Annotated in this window: 9 protein-coding genes; 6 read left to right on the top strand and 3 right to left on the bottom strand. The window is 72.5% G+C overall.

Annotated features, from left to right (window positions below; translation table 11 throughout):
* Positions 1 to 2 precede the first annotated feature (2 nt).
* The gene (locus tag FB454_RS22730; protein WP_145823477.1) at positions 3 to 1,013 is read left to right on the top strand and encodes a nitroreductase family protein; all 1,011 of its coding nucleotides are present in this window, start codon (positions 3 to 5) and stop codon (positions 1,011 to 1,013) included.
* 12 nt (positions 1,014 to 1,025) lie between these two features.
* On the opposite strand, the gene FB454_RS22725 is transcribed toward FB454_RS22730, so the two are convergent.
* On the bottom strand, positions 1,026 to 2,063 hold the full coding sequence (locus tag FB454_RS22725) for a LacI family DNA-binding transcriptional regulator (RefSeq protein ID WP_013285849.1): 1,038 nt from the start codon (positions 2,061 to 2,063) through the stop codon (positions 1,026 to 1,028).
* A 387-nt stretch (positions 2,064 to 2,450) separates the two neighbouring features.
* Here FB454_RS22725 and FB454_RS22720 point away from each other — a divergent pair, with 387 nt between their 5' ends.
* The 4 genes from FB454_RS22720 (at position 2,451) to FB454_RS22705 (ending at position 9,446) form a co-directional block, all read left to right on the top strand.
* Positions 2,451 to 3,839 carry a glycoside hydrolase family 43 protein gene (locus FB454_RS22720; protein WP_145823440.1) on the top strand — a complete coding sequence of 463 codons (1,389 nt, stop codon included), beginning with the start codon at positions 2,451 to 2,453 and terminating at the stop codon, positions 3,837 to 3,839.
* 14 nt (positions 3,840 to 3,853) lie between these two features.
* Positions 3,854 to 5,218: a glycoside hydrolase family 43 protein gene (locus FB454_RS22715; RefSeq protein WP_013285851.1), complete on the top strand. Its 1,365-nt coding sequence runs from the start codon at positions 3,854 to 3,856 to the stop codon at positions 5,216 to 5,218.
* A 36-nt stretch (positions 5,219 to 5,254) separates the two neighbouring features.
* Entirely contained in the window at positions 5,255 to 6,547 is a 1,293-nt protein-coding gene (locus FB454_RS22710; protein ID WP_013285852.1) for a CE1 family esterase, read from the top strand.
* An 88-nt stretch (positions 6,548 to 6,635) separates the two neighbouring features.
* Positions 6,636 to 9,446: a glycosyl hydrolase family 95 catalytic domain-containing protein gene (locus FB454_RS22705; RefSeq protein WP_145823439.1), complete on the top strand. Its 2,811-nt coding sequence runs from the start codon at positions 6,636 to 6,638 to the stop codon at positions 9,444 to 9,446.
* Between the two features lie 52 nt (positions 9,447 to 9,498).
* Here the strand turns inward: FB454_RS22705 and FB454_RS22700 are convergent, their stop codons facing one another.
* Positions 9,499 to 10,212, bottom strand: a complete 714-nt coding sequence (locus FB454_RS22700; RefSeq protein ID WP_145823438.1) for a hypothetical protein — start codon at positions 10,210 to 10,212, stop codon at positions 9,499 to 9,501.
* Positions 10,213 to 10,285: 73 nt separating this feature from the next.
* On the opposite strand from FB454_RS22700, the gene FB454_RS22695 reads away from it, so the two are divergent.
* Positions 10,286 to 11,113, top strand: a complete 828-nt coding sequence (locus tag FB454_RS22695) for a PIG-L family deacetylase (RefSeq protein WP_013285855.1) — start codon at positions 10,286 to 10,288, stop codon at positions 11,111 to 11,113.
* A gap of 34 nt (positions 11,114 to 11,147) precedes the next feature.
* Here FB454_RS22695 and FB454_RS22690 read toward each other — a convergent pair whose 3' ends face one another.
* Positions 11,148 to 12,290, bottom strand: a complete 1,143-nt coding sequence (locus FB454_RS22690) for a glutamate--cysteine ligase (RefSeq protein ID WP_145823437.1) — start codon at positions 12,288 to 12,290, stop codon at positions 11,148 to 11,150.
* Positions 12,291 to 12,347 lie beyond the last annotated feature (57 nt).

The raw sequence follows: 12,347 nt of genomic DNA, 5'->3' as shown, positions 1-12,347 counted from the left end.
GCATGGACCTCGCCGCGTTCCACGCGCTGGAGCCGCTGTGCTGGCGGGCGCCGAGCGCACACAACACCCAGCCGTGGCGGCTGCGCTACGAGCGCTGGGCGATCACCGTCGGCTGGGATCCGGCCGACGCGCTTCCCGCGGGCGACCCGACCGGGCGCGACCTGCGGCTGTCGCTGGGCGCGTTCGTGGAGACCTGCCTGATCGTCGCCGCCGACGCGGGGCTGCGGCTGGACTGGGCCGCCGACCACGACGAGTCCGACCGGCGGGTGGGGCGGCTGCGGCCGGGACGGCAGCCGTACCGGACGCCGTTCCGCACCGCCGACGTGTGGGACCGGCGTACCCACCGGGGCCGGTTCACCGCCGGGCCGGACGCCGACGTGGTCGCGGCCGTGGACGCGGTCGCCCGGCGGGCCGGTGGCGCGGTCCGTGCCGTGCCGGCGGCCGGGCGGCTGCGCGCGCTGCTGCGCACGGCCGACCGGCAGGTGTACGCCGACCCGGCGGTGGTCGCGGAGCTGCGCCGCTGGCTGCGCCTGGACCGGTCGGGCCCGCGCTACCGGGCGGACGGGCTCAGTGACAGGTGCCTCGGGCTGGGCCGGGCCACTGCCACCGGACTGCGGGCGGCGCTCGCGGCGTACCCGGCGTTGCGCCCGCTGGGGCTGCCCCGGCTGCTCGCCGCCGCGGGCGGTGACCCGCTGGCGCAGGGCGGCGGGGTGCTGGCGCTCGTCGCGCCGCCCGGTCTGGACGCGGCCGGGCAGGTCGAGTTCGGACGCGTGCTCATGCGGATGTGGCTGACGCTGCACACGGCCGGGCTGGCCGCGCATCCGCTCAGTCAGCTCGTCGACGTGGCCGCCACCCGGGACGCGCTCGGCACGCTGCTGGACGTGGCGCCGGAGCGGATCGTGCACGTGGCCCGGGTGGGCCGGCCGGCCGTGCCCGCGCCCCGCTCGGCGCGCCGGGTCGAGCGCACGGGTGGGGGAGTGCTGATGCGGGACGCCGCGGTGCGGGTGGGGTAGGACCGCCGGGGGTCATCGCGACGGCGGCGCGGTGCTGGCCCGCACCACGAGAGTGGTGCCGAGTTCGTACCGCTCCTGGGCCGGGGCGCGGCCGTCGGCCAGGGTCAGGGCGAGCCGGGCGGCCGTGGCGCCGATCTCGGCGAACGGCTGCCGCACCGTGGTCAGCGGTGGCGCGAGCCAGGCCGCCTGCTCGACGTCGTCGAAGCCCACCACGCTGAGATCCTCCGGTATCCGCAGACCGGCGTCCCGGGCCGCCGCGTAGACGCCCATCGCCTGCAGGTCGTCGCCGCAGACGACAGCGGTCGGCGGGTCGGGCCGGGCGAGCAGCTGAGCGCCGAGGTCGCGGCCGTCCTCGAAGGTGAACACGCCCCGCTGTTCGAGGCTCTGGTCGAACGGGACACCGGCGTAGTCCAGCGCGGCGTGGAACCCGTCCAGCCGGGCGCGCGCGGACAGGTCCCGGACCGGTCCGGTGATCACGCCGATCCGGCGATGGCCGAGTTCGAGCAGGTGCCGGGTGGCGGCGAGCGCGCCGCTCCAGTTGTTGGACCCGACGGCGGGGGTGGGGAACAGGTCGCCGGTCGGGTCGATGGCGACCAGCGGTATCCCGTCGGCCTCGAACCGTTCGCCGTCCTCGGCGGTGACCAGGGCGAACGCCGTGATGACGGCGGTCGGCTGCCGCACCAGCAGTTGCTCCGCCCAGGGCAGCCCGGCCGACACGAGCCGGTGCACGTCGGTGAAGCCGACGGTGTGGTCGTGGGCGGCGGCGACCTCCTGGACGCCGCGCAGGATCTGCATGGCGATCGAGGACAGCATCCGGTGGAAGACCACCTCGACGCAGAGGGCCGCGCCGGTGGTCTGCCGTCGCCGGTAGCCGTGGTCGCGGAGCAGGGCTTCCACCCGCTGACGGGTCTGCTCGCCCACCCCGCGCCGGCCGTTGAGGACCTTGGAGACGGTGGGTGGGGACACCCCGGCGAGTTCGGCGATCGTCGCGAGGGGCAGGTCACCGCGCCGGGGCTTGCGCAGGTGCGGCCGCGGTCCTTCTTCGATCACGAGGGAAGTCTATGGCTGCGGCGCGAGGGCGAGTACGGGCCGCTCAGACCGCCCGCGAAAGGTTATCGATAACATTTCGCGCCCCGGATGACTTCGCCGGGTCGGGTCGTGGATCTCCGGCTTTCCGCGGGAACTTTCGCGAAACCTGTTCGTCACATCTTGACGGCCGACGCCTCCATCCATGAGAGTCCATATAGGCAGATGCGGCGCACGGACGGGAGCCCGGCGCCGGTGGGGTGGCGGAGCGCGTACGGAAAGGATGCCTGGGCAGCATCCTGTTAGCGCTAACACCAGCCCTTCCTGCCGACATCAGACGCCGGTCCGGCCCGCGTCATCACGTCCCACCCATCCACGCGCACGAGCGTGGCGGCAGAGGGGTTCCGATCCGTGGCGATCAGTCGACGAGCACTCATCAAGGCCGTGGCCGCATCCGGCGCACTCACCGCGGCGTCGGTCACCGGCCTTCCCGGCGTGGCGTGGGCGGCGAACACCGCGTACGCGATGGCCTACTTCACCGAGACGCCGAACTTCCAGGGCGCGGACTACGGGCTGCACCTGGCGGTGAGCCGGGACGGTCTGAACTGGACGCCGCTGAACCAGAACAACCCGGTGGTCACTCCGACGCAGGGGCAGATGGGCCTGCGGGATCCGTTCGTGTTCCGCAAGCGGGACGGCAGGTTCGTCATCCTGGCCACCGATCTCAAGGGCACCAACTTCGGCCTGAACAGCCAGTACCTGCACGTGTGGGACTCGACCGACCTCACCGCTCTCACCGGCTACCGCCGGATCCGGATGCACACGCTGCCCAGCTCGCACACCTGGGCGCCCACGGCGTTCTGGGACGCCGGCCGCGGCCAGTACGGCATCGTCTACTCCTGCAACAGCGGCGGCGACGTGCTGATGGTCAACTACACAAGCGATTTCATCACAGTCGGCCCGCAGCAGGTGTTCTTCAGCCCCGGCTTCGGGGTGCTCGACGGTGACGTCGTCGTCGACGGTGGCACCACGTACCTCTACTTCAAGAACCTGTCCACCGGCCTGCTGCACGGCGCCCGCTCCTCGACCGGCGCGCCGAACAGCTTCACCACGTACACCAGTGGACTGCGGCAGGGCAACGCGATCGAGGCGCCACTGCTGGTCAAGAACAACGACGGCAGCGGCTGGCGGCTCTGGGGCGACTCGTTCAGCCCGGTCAACGCCGACTACTACATCTGGTCCACCTCGAACATCGGCGGCAACTCGTGGACCGCGCTCAACCAGCGCGACTACACGCCGCCGCTGAACGCCAAGCACGGCTCGATCGTCGGGATCAGCGACGCCGAGTACAACGCGATGATCTCCCGGTGGGGCACCCCGAACTGGGTCCGGCTCAAGTCGTCGAACCTGCCCGACCACGTGGTACGGCACAGCAACGGGGTCGGCCGCGTCGACGCGTACCCGTTCGATCCCTACCAGGACCAGATGTGGCGGATGGTGGCCGGCCTGGCCGACCCCGCCGCCGTGTCGTTCGAGTCGGTGAACCGGCCGGGCAGCTTTCTGCGGCACAGCAACTACGCCATCCGCCTCGACCCCAACGACGGGTCGGCCACGTTCCGGGCGGACGCCACCTTCCACCGCACCGCGGGACTCGCCGACGCCTCGTGGACGTCGTTCCGGTCGCACAACTTCCCGGACCGCTACCTGCGGCACGCCAACTACCTGCTGCGGATCGACCCACTCGGCTCGGCGTCGAGCGCGAGCGACCGCCAGGACGCCACCTTCCGCATCACGCCCTGACCGAGGAGGCCGTCATGACCAGAAGACTCCTGCGACGCGGCGTCGCGCTGTTCGCGAGCATGCTCTGCGCGGTCGCGCTGACGCCTGCTGTCGCCCACGCGGACAACCCCGTCGTCCAGACCATCTACACGGCCGACCCGGCGGCGCTGGTGCACAACGGCCGGGTCTACCTCTACACCGGCCACGACGAGGACGGCTCGACCTACTTCACCATGAAGGAGTGGCGGGTCTACTCGTCGGCCGACATGGTCAACTGGACCGACCACGGCTCGCCGATGAACCTGGCCACCTTCAGCTGGGCCAGCGCCGACGCGTGGGCCGGCCAGACCGTCTACCGCAACGGCCGCTTCTACTGGTACGTCCCGGTCAAGAACCGGGCCACCGGCCGGATGGCGATCGGCGTCGGTGTCTCCGACAGCCCGACCGGCCCGTTCCGGGACGCCATCGGCCGTCCGCTGGTGGAGAACGGTGAGATCGACCCGCACGCCTTCGTCGACGACACCGGGCAGGCGTACCTGTACTGGGGCAACCCGAACCTCTGGTACGTGCGGCTGAACGCCGACATGGTGTCGTTCTCCGGCGGCCCGACCCAGATCCCGCTGACCACAGCGGGCTTCGGCGCCCGCAGCGGGAACACCAGCCGTCCCACGCTGTACGAGGAAGGGCCCTGGGTCTACAAGCGCAACGGGACCTACTACAACGTCTTCGCGGCCGAGTGCTGCTCGGAGTTCATCGGCTACTCCACTGCACCCGGCCCGACCGGTCCGTGGACCTACCGCGGCACGATCATGCCCCGCCAGGGCGGCAGCTTCACCAACCACGCCTCGATCATCGACTTCAACGGCGGCTCGTACTTCTTCTACCACAACGGCGCGCTGCCGGGCGGCGGCGGCTTCACCCGGTCCGTGGCGGTGGAGAAGTTCAGCTACCGCTCCGACGGCACCATCCCGACGATCAACATGACCAGCGCCGGCGCACCGCAGGTCGGCACGCTCAACCCGTACGTGCGCCAGGAGGCGGAGACGATCGCCTGGTCCGCCGGCGTCGAGACGGAACCGTCGAGCGAGGGCGGGATGAACGTCGGCTGGATCGAGAACGGCGACTACATCAAGGTCAAGGGCGTCGCGTTCGGCGCCGGCGCCGGCTCGTTCACCGCCCGGGTGGCCTCGGCGACGGCCGGCGGCCGGATCGAGGTGCGGCTGGGCAGCCCCACCGGCGCCGTGGCCGGCACCTGCGTCGTCGGCGGCACCGGCGGCTGGCAGACGTGGACCACGGTCACCTGCCCGGTCAGTGGCGCCACCGGCACCCAGGACGTGTTCCTGCGCTTCGCCGGCGGCAGCGGCTACCTGCTCAACGTCAACTGGTGGCAGTTCCGCTAGACCGGCCCACCCCACCATCACCGGAGGAGACCTCAGATGTCGAAGCGCAGAACGAGAGCCGGGTCGGTCACCGCCGCGATCCTGCTGGCCCTGGGCATGGGCGCCGCCATGGTCGGCGGCTCACTGGGCGGCAGCGCCCGGGCCGCGGACGCCGGCGCGGCGGCCGCGACGGCCGGCTGCGGGAAGGCCCCGACGCTGGCCAGCGGGACGCACACCGTCACCAGCAGCGGCAAGAACCGCACGTTCATCCTGCGGGTGCCCGACGGCTACGACGTCAACCGCCAGTACCGGCTGGTCGTCGGCTTCCACTGGCGCGGCGGCACCGCCACCGACGTCGCCACCGGTCAGACCGTCCAACGCGACGTGTGGTCGTACTACGGGTTGCAGCGGCTGGCGAACAACAGCACCATCTTCGTCGCGCCGCAGGGGCTCAACAACGGCTGGGCCAACGCCGGCGGCGAGGACATCACCTTCGTCGACGACATCCTGCGCCGTGTCGACGCCGGCCTGTGTGTGGACACCAGCCAGCGCTTCGCGCTCGGGTTCAGCTACGGCGGCGCCATGAGCTACGCGGTCGCCTGCGCCCGGCCCACCGTCTTCCGGGCGGTGGCCGTCTACGCCGGCGGCCAGCTCAGCGGATGCAGCGGCGGCACGCAGCCGATCGCGTACTTCGCCGCGCACGGCATCCGCGACGGCGTCCTCGGCATCGCCGGCGGGCGGACGATGCGCGACCGGTTCGTCCGCAACAACGGCTGCGCCACGCAGAACCCGCCCGAGCCGGGCCAGGGCAGCCTGAGCCACCGCACCACCACGTACACGGGCTGCCGGGCGGGGTACCCGGTGGTGTGGGCGGCCTTCGACGAGGGGCACATCGCCGCCCCGCAGGACGGCGCGCCGGGTGACAGCGGCTCGCGTACCTGGCTGCCGGGGGAGACGTGGCAGTTCTTCACCCAGTTCCAGAGCACGACGCCGCCGCCCACCACGCCCGCGCCGACCACCCCGCCGCCGTCCGGCGTCGCCTGCAAGGTCACCGCGACGGTGAACGCCTGGAACACCGGCCTGACCGAAGACCTCACCCTCACCAACACCGGCGGCAGCGCGATCAACGGCTGGTCGCTGGTCTTCACCCTGCCGGGCGGGCAGACCATCACCTCCGGCTGGAACGCCACCTACTCGCCCGGGTCCGGTCAGGTGACCGCCCGCAACGTCTCCTACAACTCCACCATCGCGGCCGGCGCCTCGGTCAGCCTCGGCTTCCAGGCGAACCACACCGGCAACACGGCCGCACCGGCGGCGTTCACCCTCAACGGCGTCGCCTGCGCGAGGTAGCCACCGCACCCGGTGCGCGGGCGGGCCGACGCCGGCCCGCCCGCGCACCGGCCGCACCACCATCCGACCCGCCTGCGAGGAGAAGACCATGTCCGACGTGACCCGAAGGAACATCCTCAAGGCCGGCGCGGCCGGGGCCGGTGCCGCGCTGGTGCCGGCCGCCTGGAGCGCCGCCGCACGCGCCGGCTCGGCGGCGCCACCACAGGTGCTGGCCGCGAACGACCTGGCACTCTGGTACGACGAACCGGCCGGCACCGACTGGCTGCGTGCCCTGCCGATCGGCAACGGGCGGCTCGGCGCGATGGTGTTCGGCAACGTCGACACCGAACGGCTCCAGCTCAACGAGGACACCGTCTGGGCCGGCGGCCCGTACGACTCGGCGAACACCAGGGGCGCGGCCAACCTGGCCGAGATCCGGCGTCGGGTCTTCGCCGACCAGTGGACCTCGGCCCAGGACCTGATCAACCAGACCATGATGGGCAGCCCGGGTGGTCAGCTCGCGTACCAGACCGTCGGCGACCTCCGGCTCGCCTTCGGTTCGGCGAGCGGGGCGACGCAGTACAACCGGACGCTCGACCTCACCACCGCCACCGTCACCACCACGTACGTGCAGGGCGGCGTCTGGTACCAGCGGGAGATGTTCGCCAGCGCGCCCGACCAGGTCATGGTGCTCCGGCTGACCGCCGACCGCGCGAACGCGATCACGTTCTCCGCCGCGTTCGACAGCCCGCAGCGGACCACCGTGTCCAGCCCGGACGGCGCGACCATCGCGCTCGACGGCGTCTCCGGCTCGATGGAGGGGGTCACCGGCTCGGTGCGGTTCCTCGCGCTGGCGAACGCCGCCGTCACCGGCGGCACGGTCAGCAGCTCCGGCGGCACGCTGCGGGTGTCCGGCGCCACCAGCGTGACGGTCCTGGTCTCGATCGGGTCCAGCTACGTCAACTACCGCACCGTCAACGGCGACTACCAGGGCATCGCCCGCAACCGGCTGAACGCCGCCAAGAGCGTCGCCGTCGACCAGCTCCGCACCCGCCACCGCGCCGACTACCAGGCGCTGTTCGACCGGGTCACGATCGACCTGGGCCGCACGGCCGCCGCCGACCAGCCCACCGACGTACGGATCGCGCAGCACGCGAGCACCAACGACCCGCAGTTCGCCGCGCTGCTGTTCCAGTTCGGTCGGTACCTGCTGATCTCCTCGTCGCGGCCGGGCACCCAGCCGGCGAACCTCCAGGGCGTCTGGAACGACTCGCTGACGCCGTCCTGGGACTCGAAGTACACGGTCAACGCCAACCTGCCGATGAACTACTGGCCGGCCGACACCACGAACCTGTCCGAGTGCTTCCTGCCGGTCTTCGACATGGTCAAGGACCTCACCGTGACCGGCGCGCGGGTCGCCCAGGCGCAGTACGGCGCCGGCGGCTGGGTCACCCACCACAACACCGACGCCTGGCGGGGCGCGTCGGTCGTGGACGGCGCGTTCTGGGGCATGTGGCAGACCGGCGGGGCCTGGCTGAGCACGCTCATCTGGGACCACTACCTGTTCACCGGCGACAGCGGTTTCCTGCAGGCCAACTACCCGGCGCTCAAGGGCGCCGCCCAGTTCTTCCTCGACACCCTGGTCGCCCACCCGACGCTCGGCTACCTGGTGACGAACCCGTCGAACTCGCCGGAGCTGGCGCACCACGCGAACGCCAGCGTCTGCGCCGGCCCGACGATGGACAACCAGATCCTGCGCGACCTGTTCGACGCCGCGGCCCGGGCCAGCGAGGTGCTCGGCGTCGACACCACCTTCCGGTCTCAGGTGCGCACCGCCAGGGACCGGCTGCCGCCGAGCCGCGTCGGCTCGCGGGGGAACGTGCAGGAGTGGCTGGCCGACTGGGTCGAGACCGAACGCACCCATCGGCACGTCTCCCACCTGTACGGGCTGCATCCCGGCAACCAGATCACCAGGCGCGGCACCCCGGCGCTGTACGAGGCCGCCCGCAGGACGCTGGAGCTGCGGGGCGACGACGGGACCGGCTGGTCCCTCGCCTGGAAGATCAATTTCTGGGCGCGGCTGGAGGACGGCGCCCGCGCCCACAAGCTCCTGCGCGACCTGGTGCGCACCGACCGGCTCGCGCCGAACATGTTCGACCTGCACCCGCCGTTCCAGATCGACGGCAACTTCGGCGCCACCTCGGGCATCGCCGAGATGCTGCTGCACAGCCACACCGGCGAGCTGCACCTGCTGCCCGCGCTGCCGACCGCCTGGCCCGCCGGGCAGGTCGCGGGCCTGCGCGGCCGGGGCGGCTACACGGTGTCGCTGACCTGGAGCAGCGGCCAGGCCGACGAGATCACCGTCCGCGCCGACCGCGACGGCACGCTGCGACTGCGGTCCCGGCTGTTCACCGGGAGCTTCACCCTCGCCGACGTCACCGACGGCAGCACACCCGCCACCACCCGGCCGGAGTCCGACGTCGTCGCGCTCACCGTCCGCGCCGGGCACACCTACCGCGCGGCCCGGCCCGGCGTGACGCCGTCGCCGACCCCGACCGTCACACCCACATCGAGTACGACGCCGAGCCCGGCGCCCACCACCAGCTCCCCGGCGCCGTCCGGCGCGCGTGCCACGTACGCGATCACCGGCTCGTGGTCCGGTGGCTTCCAGGCCGAGGTCACGGTGACCGCCGGCGCCACCGCGATCCGCGGCTGGACGGTCTCCTGGACGTTCCCGAACGGGCAGGTGATCAACCAGATCTGGAGCGGCACGCACACCCAGAACGGCGCGAACGTGACGGTGCGCAACGTCGACTACAACGGTTCGGTGCCGGCCGGCGGCTCCACCACGTTCGGCTTCATCGGTGCCGTCAACGGCAGCAACAACCCGCCGGCGAACCTCACCTGCACGACCACCTGAGCACCGACGCACCCCGCTTCGGCCACCCGGCCGGGGCGGGGCGTGCCGCCGGTCAGGCCAGCAGCGTCTCGCGCAGCCGCGCGCCCAGGTTCAGCTCGCCGACCACGCGGGGACCGGCCGGGTCGTACACGGCGATGCGGTGATTGCGGCGCATCATCTCCCGTACCGCCGGCGGCAGCCGGGGCGGGTCGTCCATCGTCGCGAGCACCCGCGCGCCGGTGCCCATCAGCCGCTCCACGAGCGTCGCGCTGTCGGTGTCCACACGCACCCGGCCGAACTCCCAGCCGGCGGTGGTCAGGTCGAGCACCTCGAACAGGCGCGTCACGAACGGCTGCAGGTCGGTCACCCGGTCCAGCCGGTCGGCCCGCCCGCCGACCACCGCCACGGCGGCGCTGACCTGCGCGTACGGGTGCAGCCCGCTGGGTAGCGCGCCGAGCGGCCAGCGCAGCGCCGGCCCGGCCTCCTTCCACAGGGGCCGGTAGTTGCGGCGGTGCACCAGCAGCCGCCGCCCGGTGCGCCGGAACACCTCCTGCGCCTGGCCCTGGAGGTCGGCGTGCGCCTGGTCGGCGGCCTCGCAGACGATCCCGGCGGCCACCACGAGACCGTCGTCATCGGACAGCAGCCGGGTGATCGCGTCGGCCTGCTCCGGGAACCGGAGGCGGGCGTGCGCCCCGTAGGACCGCCGCACGTCCCGCAGCAGCTCCTGCTGACGTGCGGGGTCCAGTTCGACCCGTCCGCCACCGAGCAACCGCTGGAGCCAACCCATCGCGCCTCGCTTCCGTCGCCGTCTGCGGACCGGGCAATGCTAGTTCGTCGGCCGATGCTCGTATGGTGACGGGGTGACCGATCGATCCCTGACCCTGATGGCGGTGCACGCGCACCCCGACGACGAGGCGACGAGCACCGGCGGCGTCCTGGCGCGCTATGCGGCCGAGGGCGTCACCACTGTGCTCGTGACGTGCACCGACGGGGGGTGCGGCGACGGTCCCGGCGGGATCAAACCGGGCGACCCCGGGCACGACCCGAAGGCCGTGGTCGAGATGCGCCGCGCCGAGCTGGCCGCCAGTTGCGAGGCGCTCAAGGTCACCCACCTGGAGACGCTCGACTACGGCGACTCCGGGATGATGGGCTGGGCGACGAACGACGCGCCCGGCGCGTTCTGGAACACGCCGGTGGCCGAGGCGGCCGACCGGCTGGCCGAGCTGATCCGGCGCTACCGCCCCGACGTGGTGGTCACCTACGACGAGAACGGCTTCTACGGCCACCCGGACCACATCCAGGCCCACCGGATCACCATGGCCGCTGTGGAGCAGACCGGCATTCCGGCCAAGGTCTACTGGACCACAGTGCCGCGCAGCGCGTTCCAGCAGTTCGGCACCGTCATGAAGGAGATCGGGGTGGAGTTCCCCGAGCCGGAGGCGACCGACGAGATGCCGGCGCTGGGCCTGCCGGACGACGAGATCACCACCTGGGTCGACACCAGCGGCTACGGCGGGCAGAAGTTCGCCTCGCTCGCCGCGCACGCCAGCCAGGCGGAGAACATCTTCTTCCTGCGCCTGGGGCAGGAGCGGTTCACCGAGCTGATGAGCATGGAGACGTTCGTGCGGGTGCGGGACACCACCGGCGCGGCCACACCCGAGGACGACCTGTTCGCCGGGTTGCGCTGACCGGTCGCCGGTCCGGTCCGGGGAGGTCATCGACTCACGTCGAGACGGTCTGTGCGGCCAGGTGCGCCAGCACGGCGCGGACGTCCCCGTCGGTCCCGGCCATGATCCGTCGTTGCCGGGTGGCGCCGGTGCCGTCCCGGCGCACCCGGTCCAGCTCGCGCCGGACCAGATCCAGGTCACCGTGGCGGGCCAGCGCGGGCGTGACGGTGACGACGAGGTCGTCGACGAGGTCCCAGGCCGGCCGGGGCCGACCGGAGCGCAGGTCCACGAGCTTGCCGTCGACGCCGTCGTGGGCGGCCCGCCAGTGCGCGGCGGCGACCAGGCAGTCCCGGATGCGGGGTGCCGGCACGCCCGCGCGGACGTCGTCTATCAGGGTGGCCACGAGCGCCCGGACCAGCCCGGCGACCAGCACCGTGTCGTCGACTGTGGGGCACACGTCGCCGACCCGGACCTCCACCGTCGGGTACGCCGCGGACGGGCGGGCGTACCAGTAGACCATCGCGGCGTCGAGCATGATCCCGGCGGTGATCAGGTCCGCCACCGTGGCGTCGTAGTCGGCGGCGGAGTCGAAGTGCGGTGTCGGTCCGATGCTCGGCCACCGTTCCAGCTGCATCGAGCGCCAGCTCGCGTGGCCGGTGTCCCGCCCGTCGTGCAGCGGCGAGTTCGCGGTGAGCGCCTGCACCACCGGCAGCCACGGGCGCAGGTGGTTGCAGACCTGCACTGCCAGTTCCCGGTCCGGCACGCCGACGTGGACGTGGCAGCCGCAGACCGCCGGGTCGTGGGCCACCGGGCCGAACCGGCGGGACATGTCGTGGTAGCGCTGCTCGTCGGGCACCGTGCGGTGGGCCTCGCAGACCGGGGTGGCACCGACGGCGACCAGCCGTGCCCCGGCCGCGCCTGCCGCCTGCGCGGCCGCCCGGCGCAGCGTGACCAGGTGCTCCCGCAGCTCTCCGAGATCGGGACTGACCGGCGTCACCATCTCGACCATGCTGTGCCGGAACTCCTGCCGGCTCTGCTCGCGGGCGGTGCCGGACAGCGCGCCGCGTACCCGGTCGGCGACCGGCATGCTCTCGCCGGTGGCCGGGTCCAGCAGCAGGAACTCCTCTTCCACCCCGAGGGTCAGGACGGTGGGGATCTGCGGGGTGGTGGTGGCGGTGGTGGTGGGCCGCGGCCTCACCGACGGCTCCACCGGCACGGAACGGTCGGCGTGTCGTCGTGAGGCGGAGTCATGTCT

The organism is Micromonospora sp. CNZ297 (assembly GCF_007827625.1).
This window is presented reverse-complemented; position numbering and strand designations above follow the sequence as displayed.